16 protein-coding genes are annotated in these 18,562 nt (G+C 56.3%); 6 read left to right on the top strand and 10 right to left on the bottom strand.

What is annotated here, in order from left to right:
* Nucleotides 1-41: 41 nt before the first annotated feature.
* A complete protein-coding gene (gene leuA, locus LOS15_RS03755) occupies nt 42-1,748 on the bottom strand; it encodes a 2-isopropylmalate synthase (protein ID WP_263068210.1) in 1,707 nt (568 codons plus the stop codon).
* Between the two features lie 16 nt (nt 1,749-1,764).
* A complete protein-coding gene (locus LOS15_RS03750) occupies nt 1,765-2,634 on the bottom strand; it encodes an ion transporter (RefSeq protein WP_263068209.1) in 870 nt (289 codons plus the stop codon).
* A gap of 160 nt (nt 2,635-2,794) precedes the next feature.
* Between LOS15_RS03750 and LOS15_RS03745 the strand changes: the two genes are divergently transcribed.
* A complete protein-coding gene (locus LOS15_RS03745; protein ID WP_317629629.1) occupies nt 2,795-3,628 on the top strand; it encodes a DUF6694 family lipoprotein in 834 nt (277 codons plus the stop codon).
* A 72-nt stretch (nt 3,629-3,700) separates the two neighbouring features.
* On the opposite strand, the gene serB is transcribed toward LOS15_RS03745, so the two are convergent.
* From serB to pgi, 4 genes are all read right to left on the bottom strand, one after another.
* Entirely contained in the window at nt 3,701-4,618 is a 918-nt protein-coding gene (gene serB / locus LOS15_RS03740; protein ID WP_263068208.1) for a phosphoserine phosphatase SerB, read from the bottom strand.
* Nucleotides 4,619-4,621: 3 nt separating this feature from the next.
* Nucleotides 4,622-6,874 (bottom strand): DNA topoisomerase IV subunit A, encoded by a 2,253-nt coding sequence (parC, locus tag LOS15_RS03735; RefSeq protein ID WP_263068207.1) that lies wholly within the window; start codon nt 6,872-6,874, stop codon nt 4,622-4,624.
* 6 nt (nt 6,875-6,880) lie between these two features.
* Entirely contained in the window at nt 6,881-8,776 is a 1,896-nt protein-coding gene (parE, locus tag LOS15_RS03730; protein WP_263068206.1) for a DNA topoisomerase IV subunit B, read from the bottom strand.
* 174 nt (nt 8,777-8,950) lie between these two features.
* Nucleotides 8,951-10,681: a glucose-6-phosphate isomerase gene (gene pgi / locus LOS15_RS03725; protein ID WP_263068205.1), complete on the bottom strand. Its 1,731-nt coding sequence runs from the start codon at nt 10,679-10,681 to the stop codon at nt 8,951-8,953.
* 114 nt (nt 10,682-10,795) lie between these two features.
* Between pgi and cmoA the strand changes: the two genes are divergently transcribed.
* Both cmoA and cmoB read left to right on the top strand, forming a co-directional pair.
* Nucleotides 10,796-11,539 carry a carboxy-S-adenosyl-L-methionine synthase CmoA gene (cmoA, locus tag LOS15_RS03720; RefSeq protein WP_263068204.1) on the top strand — a complete coding sequence of 248 codons (744 nt, stop codon included), beginning with the start codon at nt 10,796-10,798 and terminating at the stop codon, nt 11,537-11,539.
* Between the two features lies 1 nt (nt 11,540).
* Nucleotides 11,541-12,566 carry a tRNA 5-methoxyuridine(34)/uridine 5-oxyacetic acid(34) synthase CmoB gene (gene cmoB / locus LOS15_RS03715; RefSeq protein ID WP_263068202.1) on the top strand — a complete coding sequence of 342 codons (1,026 nt, stop codon included), beginning with the start codon at nt 11,541-11,543 and terminating at the stop codon, nt 12,564-12,566.
* Between the two features lies 1 nt (nt 12,567).
* Here cmoB and LOS15_RS03710 read toward each other — a convergent pair whose 3' ends face one another.
* From LOS15_RS03710 to LOS15_RS03695, 4 genes are all read right to left on the bottom strand, one after another.
* Nucleotides 12,568-13,242 (bottom strand): zinc metallopeptidase, encoded by a 675-nt coding sequence (locus LOS15_RS03710; protein ID WP_263068200.1) that lies wholly within the window; start codon nt 13,240-13,242, stop codon nt 12,568-12,570.
* A 135-nt stretch (nt 13,243-13,377) separates the two neighbouring features.
* The gene (locus LOS15_RS03705; RefSeq protein WP_263068199.1) at nt 13,378-14,496 is read right to left on the bottom strand and encodes an App1 family protein; all 1,119 of its coding nucleotides are present in this window, start codon (nt 14,494-14,496) and stop codon (nt 13,378-13,380) included.
* Entirely contained in the window at nt 14,496-15,059 is a 564-nt protein-coding gene (locus LOS15_RS03700) for a type 1 glutamine amidotransferase domain-containing protein (protein WP_263069610.1), read from the bottom strand. Before LOS15_RS03700 ends, LOS15_RS03705 begins: the two co-directional genes overlap by 1 nt.
* A gap of 107 nt (nt 15,060-15,166) precedes the next feature.
* Nucleotides 15,167-16,048 (bottom strand): helix-turn-helix transcriptional regulator, encoded by an 882-nt coding sequence (locus LOS15_RS03695; protein WP_263068198.1) that lies wholly within the window; start codon nt 16,046-16,048, stop codon nt 15,167-15,169.
* 167 nt (nt 16,049-16,215) lie between these two features.
* On the opposite strand from LOS15_RS03695, the gene LOS15_RS03690 reads away from it, so the two are divergent.
* The 3 genes from LOS15_RS03690 to LOS15_RS03680 are packed head-to-tail and all read left to right on the top strand — an operon-like array spanning nt 16,216 to nt 18,518.
* Nucleotides 16,216-16,920 (top strand): ABC transporter permease, encoded by a 705-nt coding sequence (locus LOS15_RS03690; protein ID WP_263068196.1) that lies wholly within the window; start codon nt 16,216-16,218, stop codon nt 16,918-16,920.
* The gene (locus LOS15_RS03685) at nt 16,917-17,663 is read left to right on the top strand and encodes an ATP-binding cassette domain-containing protein (RefSeq protein WP_263068195.1); all 747 of its coding nucleotides are present in this window, start codon (nt 16,917-16,919) and stop codon (nt 17,661-17,663) included. Before LOS15_RS03690 ends, LOS15_RS03685 begins: the two co-directional genes overlap by 4 nt.
* 39 nt (nt 17,664-17,702) lie before the next feature.
* Nucleotides 17,703-18,518 (top strand): substrate-binding domain-containing protein, encoded by an 816-nt coding sequence (locus LOS15_RS03680; protein WP_263068194.1) that lies wholly within the window; start codon nt 17,703-17,705, stop codon nt 18,516-18,518.
* Nucleotides 18,519-18,562 lie beyond the last annotated feature (44 nt).

The raw sequence follows: 18,562 nt of genomic DNA, 5'->3' as shown, positions 1-18,562 counted from the left end.
GAGGCCCAAGCGCCTCCTGTACATAAGCGTGAAAAAGTGCTCTACCCCAACGACTCCGCCGTGACATTCGCCGCCGCAGGCTGAGTCGAGTGATGGCGATTGATGGCGCTAAGTACGCCTTTCATAGAGGCACTGGTGATGCTTTCATCGGTACCCACGCCGAACACCGCCTTGCCATCAATGCGCACTTCCACATAAGCAATGGCCTCAGCATCCGCCCCTTGGCCACGAGAGTGCTCGTGGTAGTCGATAATTTCGACATCCTGACCGCTCGCTGCCAGCGCTTTGATAAAGGCCGCCAGCGGGCCATTGCCTTCACCGGTCAGCGTTTGCCGCTGACCGCTGTTCTCCATCATGGTTTCTAGCACCACTTTGGGGCTATCCGGTTCAGAAGAGAGGCGGTGGTTTACCAACCACAGCGGTGAGCGCTGCTCTAAATACTCATCGGCAAAGGCTTGGTAGATCATTTGGGAGGTGATCTCTTTACCCGTGCGGTCCGCCACTTCCTGGACGACTTGGCTGAACTCGATGGAGAGCCTGCGCGGCAGCTCAATACCGTGCTCCTGCTCCAGCAGGTAGGAGATACCGCCCTTCCCAGACTGACTATTCACGCGGATGACCGCCTCGTAGCTGCGACCAACATCCAGCGGATCAATGGGCAAATAGGGAACATCCCACGGCGCTTCTGGGTGCGCGCGACGGTCGGTCATGCCCTTTTTAATAGCATCTTGGTGGGAGCCTGAGAACGCGGTAAAGACTAAATCGCCAACATAGGGGTGGCGCGGATGAACAGGCAGCTGATTACAATACTCCACCTCGCGCATGATCGGGGTGATATTGGAGAAATCGAGCAGGGGATTCACCCCTTGGGTGTACATATTCATCGCCAAGGTGACGATATCCACGTTACCAGTGCGCTCACCGTTACCAAACAGCGTCCCTTCCACGCGATCCGCGCCCGCCATTAGCGTCAGCTCGGCAGCGGCCACGCCGGTACCGCGATCATTATGAGGATGTACGCTCACAATCAGGGTATCGCGCTTTTTCACATGGCGGCAGAACCACTCAATCTGATCAGCGTAGTTATTGGGCGTGGCCACTTCGACCGTGGCGGGCAGATTAACAATCATTCTGTTATCAACACTGGGGCCAAAGGTGTCCATCACCGCTTCCACAATCTCCACCGCAAAATCCATCTCCGTGGTGGTAAATAGCTCCGGCGAGTATTGGAACGTCCAGTTGGTTTCCGGGTTGGACGCCATCAAATCGCGAATTTGCGCGGTGGCATCCACGGCGATTTGGATGCACTCAGTTTTATCCACATTAAACACCACCCGGCGAAACATCGGGTCGGTGGCATTATAGACGTGAACAATGGCGTTTTTGGCGCCTTTCAATGCTTCAAAGGTGCGCTCAATCAGGTGCGGACGCGCCTGCGTCAACACTTGAATAGTCACGTCCTCCGGGATTTTATCTTGCTCGATCAACGAGCGAACAAAGTCAAAATCAGTTTGAGAGGCAGAGGGAAAACCCACCTCGATCTCTTTAAAGCCGATTTTCAACAGCATGTCGAACAGGCGCTGCTTGCGCTCATGATCCATGGGATCAATCAGCGACTGGTTGCCGTCCCGCAGGTCGACACTGCACCAGATAGGCGGCGTTTCAATACGCTGGCTCGGCCACTGACGATCAGGCAGATCTACGGCCACGAAGGGGTGATACTTTTTAGAAGGGTCGGACAGCATCATAGCGGCGCTCCAGTCGTTAATCTGTTGTAGGGGAATCCGAAGGACGGTGGGAAGAAGACGCACTCCGCTCCGCTAACGCCGTTTCCATGCGATCAAGCTGGGCACGCAAATCGCGCACATCATTGCGTAGCCCCTGCATCTGAGCCACATCGCCGTCTTCGTTATCTAAATCGAGTATCGCGCTCTCTTTCTGCATAACATCCAGCACAATGCCAATCATCATATTGAGAAAGATGAAAGCATTCAAAAAGATGAAGGTTAGGAAATAGATCCAAGCGTAGGGGTAAACCTCCATCGTCGGATACAGCACGGCGGTGGCCCAACTCTCAAACGTCGCCACTTGAAAAAGCGTTAGCATCGCCAGGGAAATATTCCCCCAAAGGCCTTCGTCTACATTGTGGAACAGAAAACTGCCGATGGCGCCGTAGATGTAGAAGATGATAAACATCAATAGTACGACATAGCCCATCCGTGGAATCGACTTCACTAAGGCACTAAGCAGCATCTGTAGTTCTGGAATCATCGAAACCAGACGCAGCACGCGGAAAATCCGCAGCAGCCGCGCCAGCAGTACCATCTCTGAATCATCCATAGGAATTAGGCTGGCGGTGACGATCAAGAAATCGAAAACGTTCCAGCCCTTCTTAAAGAAGCTGACTAAGTTGCGCTCGGCCGCCATTCTGATCAAAATTTCGACCAGGAAGAATACCGTGACCGCTACATCAAGATAGAGCAACCACTGCTCTACACGGGAGGTTTCTTCGTAAGTTTTCGCGCCAATGACTAGCGCGGAGATAACGATAATGGAGATTACCAGCCCCTCAAAAAGCTTGTTACTGCGCAGCTTTTCGAAGCGGGCTTGCCAGGTATTGAAGGGTTCACTCATGGAACAAGACGTCTCTAAGGGTGTAATCGGCACACTTTATACCAAACTATCCACCGATCCACAGGGGCCGATGCGCTTTGATTTGAGCGTATCTGCTAGTGGTCGATATGACTTTACGGTAAGCTCCTCCCGGTTTAACGGCCTAGTTTGAGGTGAGTATATGTGGAGCCTGCTTAGGCTGCCTGCCCTATCGCTAACACTGCTAGTGGTAGCGGGTTGTTCAGACCCCAAAATAGACACGAGTTCAATGCCCGCAGCGGTTGTCTCCGTTGAAAAAGTGCGCGATTCGCTGCCGACTTACAAGCGCGATGAGTTTGATACCGCACTAAAAATTATTGCCATGTCTTCGTTTAGCGACATCGACCTCTTTAATCCCCAGCGCATGAATGCAGCGGAAATTGCCGAATCAGCCAATGCCTATATGCATGGGCTCACCGGTGACGAAATCATCGAGCGCGCCGATGAAATGCTGCGCCAACGGCGTGCTCGGGAGCGGGAGCAGGCGCTACAAACGCTTAACCGCCTAGAAGCCAAACAAGCCAGCGCCCAGCGCGCGCGGGAAAACCTCGCGCAAGTCAGCATTGATAGCGCCCGTTACTATCTCAGCACAAGCCCTTATGGTGCGCTGGAACCGGTAATCGAGCTAACGGTGACAAACCGCTCTGAGCAAGCTGTTTCAGAACTAATGCTGCACGGTCTATTGGAAAGCCCGGAGCGCGACATCACCTGGGTAGATGAAACCTTCTACTACGTGATTGCCGGCGGCTTAGCGCCTGGAGAAACCAACACGTGGAGCCTAGCCCCCAATCGGTTTGGCCCTTGGGGCAACGAGCAAATTCCTACCGGGGTCGAGCTGTCACTGACGCTAAGTGGGGTTAACGACGCTGACGGCAAGCCGATGTGGAATTCACCACCGCTGACCGAGAGCGAGTCCGCACGGCTTGAGACGCTTCGCACCGAGTATGGCATGAGCACCCAGACCACGGACAGCTGAGGGACGAATCGCTCATCTAACTAAACGGCGGCGCTTATCAGCACCGCCGTTTTAGGCTGGAAGCGCGTCGTCTTAGAGTAGATCCGCGTCGCTGTAGCCCAGCAAGTAAAGCACGCCGTCTAGCCCCGCCACCGAGATCGCTTGACGCGCTTCGGCACGCACCACTGGTTTGGCGCGAAATGCTACGCCTAAGCCTGCAGCCGCCAGCATTTTTAGGTCGTTCGCGCCATCGCCGACGGCGACGGTTTGCGCCAATGGCACCCCTTCCCGTTCGGCAATGTGCGTTAACAGTGCCGCTTTACGCTCAGCATCGACGATCGGCTCCTGTACCGCACCGGTGACTTTACCATCCTCAATAACCAGCTCATTGGCATGAATTTCGTCAAATCCAAGCCGCTCCTGCAGGTAGCGGGCAAAGTAGGTAAAGCCGCCTGATAGAATCACTGTTCGATAGCCCAAGCGCTTCAAGTTCACCATCAAGCGCTCAACGCCATCCATCAGCGGCAGCTCAGCGGCAATGCTGGCCAGCACTGACTCTTCCAAGCCTTCCAGTTTGCTCATACGCTCGCGAAAGCTAGCTTTAAAATCCAGTTCGCCGCGCATGGCACGCTCAGTAACTTCCGCCACTTCTTGACCCACGCCATGACGGCGTGCCAGTTCATCGATCACTTCCGCTTTAATCAGCGTGGAGTCCATATCGAAGCAGACCAACCGCGGCGTGGCCTGGTTTCGGGAGGGCTGCAACACTAGATCCACACCGTGCGCGGCACTCAGCTCTAGCGCTGCCTGACGTAATGACGTTAACCCCTCGGGCGCACCGTATAAATGAAGCGCTAGGCAATCCATAGCGCTGCCGTGAGCCGTCTCTGCCAACGTTTGGCGACGCTCTTCCTGCAGGCCAAACTGCGCTATGAACGCCGCCACCGCTGACTCTATCGTGGCCGTCAGGCGCGGCGCTAACAGTGTGACCAGAATATTCCCGCGTGCCATCCGTTACTCCCCAGCTTCTAAACGATCAACTTTTTGGAAACCACGCGGCAGCTTGCTGCCCCGCCTGCCGCGTTCACCGCGATAATACGCGAGATCGTCGGCTTTTAGCGTCAGCTTGCGCTTACCCGCATGGATAATCAGCTCTTTATCATCCGCCACAACGGTAATATCGCGTACAAATTCCTCGCGCCGTGCTGCCCGTGGGCCAGGAATATCGAGCATTTTATTACCCTTGCCTTTAGACATCTCGGGCAATTGATCCAGTGGGAACAGCAGCAGGCGGCCTTCATTAGAGACCGAGGCTACCCAAAGCGCCTCGCCTGCTGGGACTTCAATCGGGGGCATCACGCTGCAGCCTTTCGGCACGCTCAGCACGGCCTTACCTGCTTTGTTTTTGCCAGTGAGCGCCTCAAGCTGAGCCACGAAACCATAGCCGCCATCGCTGGCCAGAAGATAACGCTGGGTGGGCGGTGCCAGCATTAGACCGGCCATTTGCGCCCCTGCCGCCACATTTACGCGGCCTGTCACCGGTTCACCCTGCCCGCGTGCACTGGGCAAATTGTGCGCCGCCAGCGTATAAGCGCGCCCTGTCTCGTCCAGCAACACCAGCGGCTGGTTAGTTTTACCCCGGGCTGCGAGACGGAAACTGTCACCCGCTTTATAGGAGAGTCCTCCAGGGTCAATATCGTGGCCTTTCGCGGCGCGAATCCAACCTTTATCCGACAGCACCACGGTTATTGGGTCGGCGCCTAAAAGCTCGACCTCAGAAAGCGCTTTTGATTCAGCGCGTTCAACCAACGGAGAACGGCGTTCGTCGCCGTGCTCTTTACCGGCGGCGCGGATCTCTTTTTCGATCAGCGTAGTTAGCTTGGCTTCACTGCCTAGCAGCCCTTGCAGGGTCTTGCGCTCCTTCTCTAGCTCATCCTGCTCGCCGCGAATTTTCATCTCTTCCAGCTTGGCAAGATGACGCAAGCGCAGCTCTAAAATGGCTTCAGCCTGACGCTCAGAGAGACTAAAAGCAGCCATCAGCGAGGCTTTGGGGTCGTCCTCTTCACGAATAATACGGATCACTTCGTCAAGGTCTAGATAGGCGATCAGCAGGCCTTCCAGAATATGCAGCCGATCTTCGACCTTGCCTAGGCGGTGCTCTAACCGGCGACGCACCGTTGCACGGCGAAAGCGCAGCCACTCACCCAGCATATCGGGAAGCGGCATGACGCGGGGACGGCCATCCAGGCCGATGACATTCATGTTCACCCGCACGTTCTTCTCTAGATCCGTGGTGGCAAACAGGTGGGCCATCAGCGATTCGACATCGACTCGGCTCGAGCGTGGCTCAATCACCAGACGGGTCGGCTCTTCGTGGGTCGATTCATCACGCAGATCAGCCACCATAGGCAGCTTTTTGGCCTGCATTTGCGCGGCGATTTGCTCTAACACTTTGGCACCGCTCACTTGATACGGCACCGACGTGATAACAATGTTGGCTTCTTCGCGAATATAGCGGGCGCGTAATTTGACTGAGCCTCGGCCAGTCTCATAAAGCTTACGCAGGTCCGCTTGCGGCGTGATGATTTCTGCATCCGTTGGGAAATCTGGCGCAGGGACGAACTCCATTAAATCAGCAGTCGTGGCGTTGGGATTGCGCAGCAGATGGCAGGTCGCTTCGACAACTTCCGTCACGTTATGGGGCGGTATATCCGTCGCCATACCCACCGCGATGCCAGTGCCCCCGTTCAATAACACATGGGGTAATCGGGCTGGCAATACGACAGGCTCTTGCATAGTGCCGTCGAAGTTAGGCGCCCACTCCACGGTGCCCTGGCCTAGTTCGCTAAGTAGCACCTCGGCAAACTTGGAAAGCTTAGCCTCGGTGTAGCGCATGGCCGCAAAGGATTTCGGGTCATCCGGGCTACCCCAGTTACCTTGGCCATCCACCAGCGGGTAGCGGTAGCTGAACGACTGCGCCATCAGCACCATGGCTTCGTAACAAGCGCTGTCACCGTGGGGGTGAAATTTACCCAATACGTCACCGACAGTACGCGCCGATTTTTTGTACTTGGCGTTGGCATGCAGCGCCAGCTCGCGCATGGCATAAATAATTCGCCGCTGCACAGGCTTCATGCCATCGCCAATATTGGGCAGCGCGCGGTCTAAAATGACGTACATCGAGTAGTCGAGGTACGCTTTTTCGGTGTAGTCGCGCAGGGAGAGTCGTTCGACATCACCCTCCGCTACTTGAATATCCATGGTCATCGGGGGTTATACCTCAATGTCTGCGAGGTTGCCGTAATCTTCCAGCCACTTCTTGCGGTCGCTGGCGCGCTTTTTGGCCAGCAGCATATCCATCATTTCCAGGGTACCGTCGCCCTCTTCTAGGGTGAGCTGGACTAAACGGCGGGTTTCCACGGCCATAGTGGTTTCGCGTAGCTGAAGCGGGCTCATTTCACCCAAGCCTTTAAAGCGCTGAACATTGGGGGTGCCTCGCTTTGTAGCCAGCTGCTTGAGAATGGCGGCTTTTTCGCTCTCATCCAGGGCGTAGTGAACCTCTTTACCTAAATCGATGCGGTAAAGCGGTGGCATCGCTACATAAACGTGGCCGGCATCGACCAGACTCGGGAAATGGCGAACAAAGAGCGCGCATAGCAGCGTTGCAATATGCAGGCCGTCGGAGTCGGCATCCGCGAGAATGCACACCTTGTGGTAGCGCAATTTCTCCAGATCCGCACTGCCTGGGTCGGCACCAATCGCCACGGCGATATCGTGCACTTCCTGAGAGCCGTAAATATCGTGGGTCTCTACTTCCCAGGTATTCAGGATTTTTCCGCGCAGAGGGAGAATCGCTTGGGTTTCGCGATTACGCGCCTGCTTAGCACTACCGCCAGCGGAGTCACCCTCTACTAAAAAAAGCTCGCTTTGGGCGGGGTCTTGGCCAGAGCAGTCGGCGAGTTTGCCAGGCAATGCGGGGCCAGACGTGATCTTTTTCCGCGCTACTTTTTTAGACTTTTTCTGACGCTGCTGGGCGGCACTAATCACCATGTCGGCCAGCTGCTCAGCCTGCTCAACGTGATGGTTAAGCCATAGTGAGAAGGCGTCTTTTACGACGCCAGAAACAAAGCCAGCAATGGTGCGCGATGAGAGCCGCTCTTTGGTTTGCCCAGCAAACTGGGGGTCGAGCATCTTCACTGAGAGCACGAACGAGGCGCGCTCCCACAGGTCGTCGGCGGTAAGCTTGATGCCTCGGGGCAGCAGGCTGCGGTATTCACAGAACTCCCGCAGGGCGTCTAAAAGGCCAGAGCGAAAGCCGTTAACGTGAGTGCCACCTTGGGGCGTTGGGATCAGGTTGACGTAGCTTTCCAGCAGCGCTTCGCCGCCTTCAGGTAGCCATTGAATTGCCCAATCCACACCGTTCTCATCATCCATAAAATGGCCCACGAAGGGCTCTTTAGGAAGCACTTCATAGCCATCCGTGGCTTCGGCAAGGTAGTCGCGCAGACCATCGGCATAGGCCCACTCGGTTTTAGTGCCGTCGGGCTCTACCAAGGTAACAGCAAGCCCAGGGCATAACACAGCCTTTGCCCGCAGCAGGTGCTTTAGCCTAGAGAGCGCAAGTTTTGGGCTGTCGAAGTAGCTCTCGTCCGGCCAGAATCGAACGAGCGTGCCCGTCGCTTTTTTTGCTGCCTTGCCAATTTCGTGCAGCTCTTCAACTTTTTCACCAAATTCAAATGCCATGGCATGGCGTGCGCCATTACGGGTAACTTCAACGTCTAGCCTGCGCGACAGGGCGTTAACCACCGACACGCCCACCCCGTGTAAGCCCCCCGAAAAACGGTAGCTAGAAGAGGAAAACTTGCCCCCAGAGTGCAGCTTGGTAAATATCAGTTCAACGCCTGAGACGCCGTGTTCAGGGTGCAGGTCGATGGGCATACCGCGACCGTTGTCCTGAACTTCAATGGCGCCATCCGGATGAAGTATTACGCTGATGGCCGTTGCATGCCCGGCAAGTGCCTCGTCGACACTATTGTCAATGACTTCTTGAGCAAGGTGATTGGGCCGCGAGGTATCGGTGTACATACCGGGACGCTTACGCACCGGTTCGAGACCGGACAGGACTTCAATAGAGCTCGCGCCATACTGGGAGGCATCAAACTGGGTCATGTAGCGTCGGTTCCTGAAAAATAACGGTTCCTGAAAAAAGCATTGCCAGCCGCCACGCGTGACAGCTGACAAAAGGGCACAGGATAGCGGAAAACCAAAAAGCTGTATATCTAGCCATGCTTATTGTCCGCAGCGGACTAAAAGATGCCCTTCGGCGGATGCCACTAAGCGCCCTTACTGATTCCCGTGCTCCTGCTCTGCAGTCCAAAATGCTTCTATTAGCCCTCGGCTAGAAGCATCCATACGGGAAATATCGCCTTCGCCGTCGATGATCGATTGGGTGTCGGTGGCAATTTGCTTGCCTAGCTCCACACCCCACTGGTCAAACGGATTGATATCCCAGATCACTGCTTGCACAAAGACTTTGTGCTCGTATAGAGCGATTAAGGCACCCAGAGTAGATGGTGTTAACTTATCTAACAGCACTGTAGAAGAGGGCTGATTGCCTCGGTAGCGCTTATGCTCTGGGCGGGGACCGTCATCGTCGAGGGCGTCATCCCCCAGCATGAGCACCCGTGATTGAGCAAAGCAGTTCGCCAATGCTAACCGGTGCTGGGCTTTCAAGTGCCGACGGGTGTCCGGGTCTTCCACTTCGTCATAGCGCTTCAGCGGGGCAATAAAATCGCACACCACCGGCTGAGTGCCTTGGTGAAGCAACTGATAAAACGCGTGCTGCGCGTTGGGGCCAAGCTGCCCCCATAGCACCGGGCAGGTTGAGTAGTTCACCGCCTTACCCTGACTAGTGACTGACTTGCCGTTGGACTCCATCTCCAGCTGTTCAAGGTAGGCGGCAAAGTACTCCAATCGTCCATCGTAAGGCAGAATCGAATGGGCGCGAATATCTAGAAAATTGACATTCCAAATACCTGCCAAGCCCAGCAGCACCGGCAGATTATCCTCCCACGGCGCATGGCGAAAATGGGTATCCATCGCATGGGCGCCTGCCAGCAGTTCGCGGAAGTTTTCCATGCCAACCACCAGCGCAATGGGCAGGCCAATGGTGCCCCACAGCGAGTAGCGTCCGCCTACCCACTCCCAGAACATCAGCTGGTGATCTGGCGCAATCCCCCACTCGCTCATTTTGTCGGGGCTAGCGGAAACGCCGATAAAGTGCTGACGAATGACCAGCTCCGCGCTGACGGGGTTGGCATGGGTACGGGTTTGCTGGCCGCTGTCCAACACATCGCTATGCTTGGAAAGCCGCCCTAGCAGCCAGTCTCGGGCTGTGTTGGCATTGGAAAGCGTGTCGATGGTGGTGAATGACTTGGACGAGAGCACAAAAATAGTCGTTTCTGGATTAAAGCGGCTCAAATAATCCGCTAATTGGGAGCCATCCATGGTGGAGGCAAAATGCACCTCTACCGGGTGAATATCCTTTGGGCGATAATCCGCTAACGCATGAGTAACCATTAGCGGCCCTAAGTCCGAGCCGCCCACCCCCAGGTTCACCACATGACGGATCGGTTTGCCGGTCGCCCCCCGCCACTGCCCCGCGTGCAGCCGCTGCACTAGGCGCTCCATCTGGGCAAGACTCTCATGCACGTCGCGGACCACGTTGTGGCCTTCCACGTTAAGCACGGCATCGGCAGGTAGCCGAAGAGCGGTGTGCAGCGCTGGACGATTTTCGCTGACATTTACCCGCTTACCGCTCAACAGGGCGTCAATCGCCCCTGGCACGCCTGCTTCATGGGCAAGTGCTAACAGGTGCTCTAAGGTATCGTCGTCCCAACGCTGCTTGGAAAGGTCCAGGGTGAGCCCCGCCACTTGACGCGTAAAGTTGGTCCATCGACTGGCATCGTCACCAAATAGGTTTTTCAAATGAACGCGTTGCAGCGACTGAGCATGCTGCGTCAGCGTTTGCCATGCGGGTAGCGTATCTGGGGTTGCGCGTGTTGCTGATGCCATGTGCCCTCTCCTGTGGCGTCATTCCATGTGGCAGGAATCTGTGATGGGCAGGTCTGTTCTGGTTAACCAAGGCCGCGTAAACTACGCAGCCTCATTAACAAACCTGGCTAGCCCATGAGTGATGCATCTTACCGCGACGCTATCTTTTCAACACCCCTTGATAAGGTGGCAAGGTTCTCCTTCGACGAACAGGTGGTCGCGTGCTTCCCTGATATGATCCGCCGTTCGGTGCCCGGCTATGGGCAAATTCTTGGCATGTTGAGCTTAATTGCCCAACGCCACCTGCGCCACGGCGCGCATGTTTACGACCTAGGCTGCTCGCTGGGGGCATCAGGCTTGGCGCTGGCGGGCGCGCTGCCTGCCGATGCATTTCGCTACACCGGGGTAGACCTTTCACCTGCCATGGCGGCTAGAGCCAAGCAAACGTTTCAAGACGAGTGCCCTGATCACGCCATGCAGGTGGAAGAAGCCGATATACGTACGCTTGAGTATGCGCCTTCCGGCATGATCATTCTCAACTTTACGCTGCAGTTTCTGCCCCCCGCTGATCGCGATGCGCTGCTGAAGCGGCTTTACAACGCACTAGAACCCGGCGGCGTGCTTATTTTGTCGGAAAAAACCATCGATGCCGATGAGCGGGATAACGCCTGGCGGGTGGAGCGCTACCACGACTTCAAACGCGCCAACGGCTACAGCGATATGGAAATCAGCCAAAAGCGCACCGCGCTGGAAAACGTACTGATCCCTGACACCTTAGACGCCCTGCATGGCCGCTTAGCCCAGGCGGGTTTCCCTCGCTCACTGACCTGGTTCCAGTACCTGAACTTCACCTCGCTAATCGCCTTTAAGGAGGGGTGACGTGCCGCTACTGCCCGACGATCATCGCGTGCTCTATCAAGCGTTTTTAGACCAGGCAACGCAAGACGCCACGTTAACCCCTTGGCTAGCCAAGCTGCCAGAGCAGCTCGCCAATGGGCTGGACCGCCAGCGCCACGGCGACCTTTCGGCCTGGGAAAAAGCCGTTGCTAAACTGCCCGCTCTGCCAGAAGAGCGCCACGTCGATCTAACCAGCGATACGCTGAAGGTCGACGTGGCCTTGACTGATAGCCAGCAGCGCCAGTGCTTTAACCTGCTGCGTAAACTCGCCCCCTGGCGCAAAGGCCCCTTTCGGCTTGGTGGTATTGATATCGACACCGAGTGGCGCTCTGACTGGAAGTGGCAACGCGTCGCCCCGCACCTCGCCCCGTTAAAGTACCGCAAGGTACTGGATGTGGGCGGCGGCAGTGGCTACCACGCTTGGCGCATGGCCGGTGAAGGCGCGGCGTTTGTGCTAGTGATCGACCCTTCGCCGCGCTTTTACTGGCAGTTTCAGGCGGTGCGCCACTTTGTCGGCAACGCTGATGAAGGCCGTACGCAGTTTCTGCCGGTGGGCATAGAAGACGTACCGGAAAAGCTGGGCTTTTTTGATACGGTCTTTTCCATGGGCGTGCTCTACCACCGCCCTTCACCTCTTGAGCACTTACAGCAGCTGAAAGATGCGCTAGCCCCCGGCGGCGAACTGGTATTAGAGACGCTGGTGGTGGAAGGTGATGAACAAACGGTGTTTGTGCCTGGCGAGCGCTACGCTGCAATGCCCAACGTCTATTTTCTGCCCTCCTCCAAAGCGCTTTGCCACTGGCTAGAACGGTGTGGATTTACCAACGTGCGTGTGGTGGATGAAGCAGTCACAACGCTTGACGAGCAACGCTCAACCGAATGGATGACCTATCAATCACTGGCGGATTTTCTCGATCCCGATGACCGCACCCGCACGATTGAAGGCTACCCAGCCCCACGACGGGCGGTGATTTTAGCGAATAAGCCGGGCCTATCCGCTGAAACATAACCTAGCGCCTCAAAATCACCAGCCAGCGGCCTAAGTTCATCACGCTGGCCAGTGACGCGGCCACGTAGGTAAACGCGCAAGCGGTGAGTACGTGGCGGGCGCCCGGCATATCGTAAGGAGGAACGTACTCTTTGAGCAGTGGCAGTGCGCGGTTAAAACTGGCATCAAACTCCACCGGTAGCGTTACCAGATGAACGAGCGCGGCGGTGCCAAAGCTAATCACCGCCATAGCAATCACCACGGCTAACCCGCCTGGCAGCCGGGTAAGTACAAACAGAAAAGGCGCCGCCATCATTAAAATAGCGCCCAGCTTTTCGGCTTTCTGAGCCACTTGTACTAAACGGCTGCGCGCTAGCAAAGGCGTATAGCCTTCATGGTGCTGGATGGCATGCCCCACTTCATGGGCAGCCACGGTGACGGCGGTAAGTGAGCGGCCATCGTAATGGTCGGGAGAAAGGCGCACGCACCTCGCTTCGGGGTCATAGTGGTCGCCATACTCCGTGCGCTCAACTTTGACGCCTTCTACCCCTAAACGGCGTAATAGATGGTCGGCTAGCTCCGCCCCGGTGCCAGGGTAATCATCACGCCCACGGGTATGGCGCTTTAGCACCCATTTCGCCCAGAGATTGGGCAGCACAAAGATAGCCAGCGCCAGCACAATTAATACGATGTACATAAAAGCACCGAGCCTAAAAACGCCGCGAACATGATATTCACCCCTGATGAAAGGTCTAACTAAATGACCCGTTTATAGGCATTTAGTTTTATCACGTTCGCGGCAGTGGTGCATACGCCAGGGCTAATCCGCAATTTAATCAGGGGCGTTCCGATGTGCTTCAACATCCCGCTGCACTGCCTGCAGCCCCCTGGCAGAAATATCGCCTTGGGCGTGGGCGTGCTCAGCAATCAAAACACTGTCTGCCGCCAGCACCAACTCACACTCTGCATGGGCTAATTCATCCCGCAGTCGCTGTATGGCCGCTTCACGTTTTGGGTCTTTATCCACCCGACGAATATAGATTGCTTTAATCCGACCAGGATAGGCTTTGACGACCTCGGTATACACCTCAGGATCATGTTGGCCGCTGTCGCCAATCAAAATGCAGGGCATGTCAGCGTACAGCGCTAGCATGCGATCAATGAGATCTCGTTTGTGGGCTTCCGCTCGACGCGGCCAAGGCTTGCGCCAGGAGATTCCCCACTCTCGCAAAAATAGAATCGGGCCTACTGGAATCCGGTTTATTTGGAAGAAGGCTTCCAACATTTCATAAATGGCCCAAGGGCCACGGGAAACATAAAGAATCGGCCGCTCAGCCTTTTCGGTCTGCCCACGATAAAGCGCTTGATAGAGCGACGCGACCCCTGGAAACGCTGTACGGCGGTGAGGTTTGCGCACAAAAAGCCGATAAAGCATTTTGAGCTTTTCCGCTACCCCGGTAAACATGACCGTATCGTCAATATCGCTAATCACCAGCAGATCCGCCTCAGGAGGGGGCACATAGACTTCAACACTGGTACGGATAGGCGGGTGCCCCTCAGCGTGCACCAATATATCGGCACGGTGCCAAGAGACGTCAACCGGTAGCGGTGTACTGATCGGCAAGTGGGCATCAAAGTAGCCGTCGCGGTCAGTGGTCATGCATAGCTGATTGTCGCCAACCTGGATCTCGATCTGGGCATCAGGTAAACCACGCCGAAAGATACGCCGGGCCACATCGGCGGTGTCCCGCAGCATTCCTCGGCGAGGTATCGCACGACCCAGGGCCGCCTGACGAAACACTCGGCCCATAACAAATATTTCCCGCTGGGAACCATAACCGCGGTAGGGATGCACCATCATCCCACTGCGACCACTGTCCCGCTTCATCGGTTTTGCAACAACGTGGGCAAGTCTTTTGGCAAAGCTTGCCCACTGGTGGTACCACGCCATTAAGCGTGCTGACCTGAGTGGCGACCTTCCTGCAACTCTTCCAACAGTTTGGCGTTAAAGGCGTCTAAGTCTTTAGGGGTGCGACTGGTGACCAAGCCACTATCTACGACAACCGGCTCATCCACCCAGTTCACACCGGCGTTACGCAGGTCTTGGGCTACGCTCGGCACGGAGGTCATTGTGCGCCCTTCTACTACGCCGGCATTAATCAGAATCCACGGCGCGTGGCAGATGGCGGCAACGGGCTTACCCGCTTGAAAGAACGCTTTGACGAAGCTCAGTGCGTCGTCGTTCAAACGCAGCTCGTCCGGATTGAACAGGCCACCGGGCAGCACCAGGGCGTGGTAATCTGATTCTTTAGCATCTGCCAACGCCTTGTCAGCGTCGTACGTATCCCCCCAGTCGGTTTCGGCCCAAGCGCGGATGTTTTTGCCCTCCGGCGAGACGACATGCACCTCAACTCCTTCTTTTTGGAGCGCTGCACGGGGCACGCTAAGCTCGGACTCTTCAAAACCGTCAGACGCTAAAATAGCAGCACGTTTACCATTCAATGCTTGATTCATCATGCTCTCCTTTTCGTGATGAGGTTATGTCTACAACGCCTCTCCAGTGTGGTGCATCTTGTACAATCGTCAAGCGTAGATAGCGAATCCGTCCAGGTGGGGCGCGCTTAAGCGTTGTACAATACGCGGCCCAGTTGGCTCACATCGTAACCGTTGATTGTATTGGCCCGTTGGGCAAATCGGGACGTGCGGGCAAACGCAAAAAGTGCCTGAACGGCTGGTTCAAAGTAGCTTCTCCGATGCATCACCACATCGAAAGACTCCTTCACCAACGGGATGAAATCTAGCTGCTGACGCTGTGCAGCAGCCTCCATGCCTAATCCCACATCGGCGTCACCTTGGGCAATGACCAACGCCAGATCATCTTCGCTAAGCGCGGGGTGCGCTGTCCATCTCAGCGCTTCGGGCGCGACGTCCGCCTGTTGCAACAAGCAGTTCAATAGCTGAGCGGCCCCCGCTCCCGGCTGACGATGAGCAAGCATCGCTCCTTGTTTAGCAATGTCGCCTACCGACCGAAGGTTCAGCGGATTACCCGGCGCCAGTAGCAGCCCCTGGCGACGCGATGCCCAGTGCAGCACAATCAGATCGCGCACCCCGCCTAACCCCAGCGCAGCGGGTTCGTTATAGCGCCCGGAAGAGGCATCGAGCAGATGAATGCCCGCCAGCATTGCCTTGCCCTCTAGCAAGCGACGCACGCCGTCGCCGCTGCCATGACACAACGAGGCCAGATCACTGCCGCTCTCGCGCACGGCCCACTCCAACAGCGGGTCTTGGCTGCCGGCTAATACCGCCGGAGGCGCCTGTCGCTGCGCTTGGTCGCCTTCCAAGTGACTAAGCACCCAGATGTCAATGTGCTGACGAGGAAATAGCAGCTTTCCAGTAGCGCGGCTGCAGGGAAGATGGCCTTGGCGCACCAAGTCATACACCTTGCGCTCTTTTAAGCGCAAATAATCGGCCACTTCAGCAGTGGTTAAATAGCTGTTGGACATCGCTCAACCTGCAAATTACTGTATAAAGCTGCATATATTTCAGTAGCTGATGCATAACATCAAGTAAACGTACACTATGCAGCATAGTAAATACGTTTAGCTAACCCGTTGCCCTGCGGCCATCGCACTGGCTTTTCCGCGACCAGACGCTCCCACATCAGGTACTTATGTCAGCAAGTGATAACCCATTCTATACGGCGCTCGCGCTAATTCTGGGCATGGATTCAGCCTTGATCAACATTGTGACGCTCTCATTGCAGGTGTCGCTGATTGCCGTGTTAATCGCCAGCGCATTAGCCCTACCAGTAGGCGCAGCGCTGGCGTTATGGCGTTTTCCTGGCCGCAACACGCTAATCGTGCTGCTCAATGCATTAATGGGATTGCCACCAGTGGTCGCCGGGCTATGTGTTTATCTGCTGCTCTCTCGGGCGGGGCCGCTGGGCCAGTTCGGACTGTTGTTTACCCCCACCGCCATGGTGATTGCGCAGGTCATTTTGGTCTTTCCCATCATCGCCGCGCTAACCCGTCAGCAGGTTGAAGCACTGCATCACGAGTATGCCGAACAGTTACGCTCCTTGGGGCTTACCCAACTGCGTATGATGCCCACCCTGCTGTGGGATGCTCGCTTTGGCCTGCTTACGGTGGTACTGGCGGGCTTTGGTCGCGCCAGCGCCGAAGTGGGCGCGGTCATGATTGTCGGCGGCAATATCGACGGCGTGACGCGCGTGATGACCACCAGCATCGTACTGGAAACCAGCAAGGGCAACCTGCCCCTAGCGCTGGGATTAGGCATTGTACTGCTGACCCTGGTAACACTGATTAATGCGTTGGCTCACAGCGTCAGTGAAGCAGCAAAAAGGCGGCTAGGATGAACGCACCGCTGCTAACGCCCTCACAAGTAAGTCACATGCCTTCGTCTGTAGTGCCCGCTTTGCACTTTCAGCAGGCTCATTTTGAGCATCGCGGCCACCGTTTGTTAGCCCCCACAACGCTTACGCTATCCGGCTGCTATCGCACCCTCATTATGGGGCCTAACGGGGCGGGCAAAAGCCTGTTCATGCGTTTGGCCCACGGGCTTTTGTGCCCCAGCGGCGGCCAGATAAGCTGGGGAGGCGCAGCCCCGGTTCAGGCGATGGTATTTCAGCGGCCGGTGTTACTACGCCGCTCGGCCATCGACAACCTCACCTACGCCCTGGCGGTACAAGGTGTGTCCAGGCGCCAACGCAAACCACTCGCAATGCAGGCGCTGGAGAAGTTCGGTTTAGCCGCTCTGGCCAGACGCCCTGCGCGAGTACTTTCCGGCGGCGAGCAGCAGCGCCTAACGCTGGCCCGAGCATGGCTTTTAAAACCCGCCGTACTGTTTTTAGATGAACCTACCTCGGCTCTCGATCCGGCGGCTATCAAAGCCGTGGAAGACGCAGTGAATGAGTTCCACCAAAACGGTACGCGCATTGTGATGACGACCCACGACCTGCATCAAGCCAAGCGCTTGGCGGATGACGTGCTGTTTATGTACAGCGGGCAGGTACTCGAGCACACCCCTGCCGAACGTTTTTTCAACGCCCCAGCCTCTTCTCAGGCCAGGGCGTTTATCCGGGGTGAACTGGTTTGGTAAGCCCCACCCAGCGCTAAACAATAACCAAAGGAGCAGACAGTGGATAAAACGACGACGCTTATTACCGCCAGCCTATGCACGACCGTCTTGGCCTGGAGCGCTTCGCTACTCGCGGATGACGACTTCATTACGCTCGCCTCTACGACCTCTACCGAGAATTCAGGCCTGTTCGACGCCATCATTCCCACGTTCACCGAGGCCACCGGCATCGACGTGAGGGTCGTAGCCGTCGGCACCGGGCAGGCGTTTGAAATTGCCCGTCGTGGCGATGCCGACAGCCTGCTGGTTCATGACACGGCGGGTGAAGAGCAGTTCGTGGCAGATGGGTACGCCACTGAGCGTTTGGACGTCATGTATAACGACTTCGTTATCGTAGGCCCGAGCGACGACCCGGCGGGCATCAGCGAGAGCGAGAGCGTAGCCGACGCGTTTGCCCGCATTGCTGAGAGCGAGTCACCGTTTGCTTCTCGCGGTGATGACAGCGGCACAAACCGTGCTGAGCTGCGCCTATGGGAAGAGGCGGGCGTGACGCCCCAAGGCGAGTGGTACCGGGAGCTAGGCAGCGGCATGGGGCCGACGCTGAACACCGCAGCAGGTATGAATGCCTATACCTTCACCGACCGCGCCACGTGGGTCGCGTTTGAAAACCCACAAGACCTCACGCTGCTGTTCGAAGGCGACGAGGCGCTGTTCAATCAGTACGGGAGCCTGCTGCTGTCCGAGGAGCAACATCCGCACCTCAAGCATGAGTTGACCGCTCAGTGGCACGAATGGTTGGTGTCTGACGAAGGACAACAGGCCATCGCAGACTTTACCGTTGGTGGTCAGCAGCTGTTCTTCCCGAACGCGGAGTAACGCTTCCTACATTACGCAAAAACCGCCTTGATCGCAGTGATCAA

Origin of the sequence: Halomonas sp. 7T, from assembly GCF_025643255.1 — a bacterium.
GTDB lineage: Bacteria > Pseudomonadota > Gammaproteobacteria > Pseudomonadales > Halomonadaceae > Vreelandella.
This window is presented reverse-complemented; position numbering and strand designations above follow the sequence as displayed.

Coding starts and splice junctions, on each gene's coding strand:
- leuA (WP_263068210.1), bottom strand. CDS start 1,748: ATGATGCTGTCCGACCCTTCTAAAAAGTATCACCCCTTCGTGGCCGTA.
- LOS15_RS03750 (WP_263068209.1), bottom strand. CDS start 2,634: ATGAGTGAACCCTTCAATACCTGGCAAGCCCGCTTCGAAAAGCTGCGC.
- LOS15_RS03745 (WP_317629629.1), top strand. CDS start 2,795: ATGTGGAGCCTGCTTAGGCTGCCTGCCCTATCGCTAACACTGCTAGTG.
- serB (WP_263068208.1), bottom strand. CDS start 4,618: ATGGCACGCGGGAATATTCTGGTCACACTGTTAGCGCCGCGCCTGACG.
- parC (WP_263068207.1), bottom strand. CDS start 6,874: ATGACCATGGATATTCAAGTAGCGGAGGGTGATGTCGAACGACTCTCC.
- parE (WP_263068206.1), bottom strand. CDS start 8,776: ATGACCCAGTTTGATGCCTCCCAGTATGGCGCGAGCTCTATTGAAGTC.
- pgi (WP_263068205.1), bottom strand. CDS start 10,681: ATGGCATCAGCAACACGCGCAACCCCAGATACGCTACCCGCATGGCAA.
- cmoA (WP_263068204.1), top strand. CDS start 10,796: ATGAGTGATGCATCTTACCGCGACGCTATCTTTTCAACACCCCTTGAT.
- LOS15_RS03710 (WP_263068200.1), bottom strand. CDS start 13,242: ATGTACATCGTATTAATTGTGCTGGCGCTGGCTATCTTTGTGCTGCCC.
- LOS15_RS03705 (WP_263068199.1), bottom strand. CDS start 14,496: ATGGCGTGGTACCACCAGTGGGCAAGCTTTGCCAAAAGACTTGCCCAC.
- LOS15_RS03700 (WP_263069610.1), bottom strand. CDS start 15,059: ATGAATCAAGCATTGAATGGTAAACGTGCTGCTATTTTAGCGTCTGAC.
- LOS15_RS03695 (WP_263068198.1), bottom strand. CDS start 16,048: ATGTCCAACAGCTATTTAACCACTGCTGAAGTGGCCGATTATTTGCGC.
- LOS15_RS03690 (WP_263068196.1), top strand. CDS start 16,216: ATGTCAGCAAGTGATAACCCATTCTATACGGCGCTCGCGCTAATTCTG.
- LOS15_RS03685 (WP_263068195.1), top strand. CDS start 16,917: ATGAACGCACCGCTGCTAACGCCCTCACAAGTAAGTCACATGCCTTCG.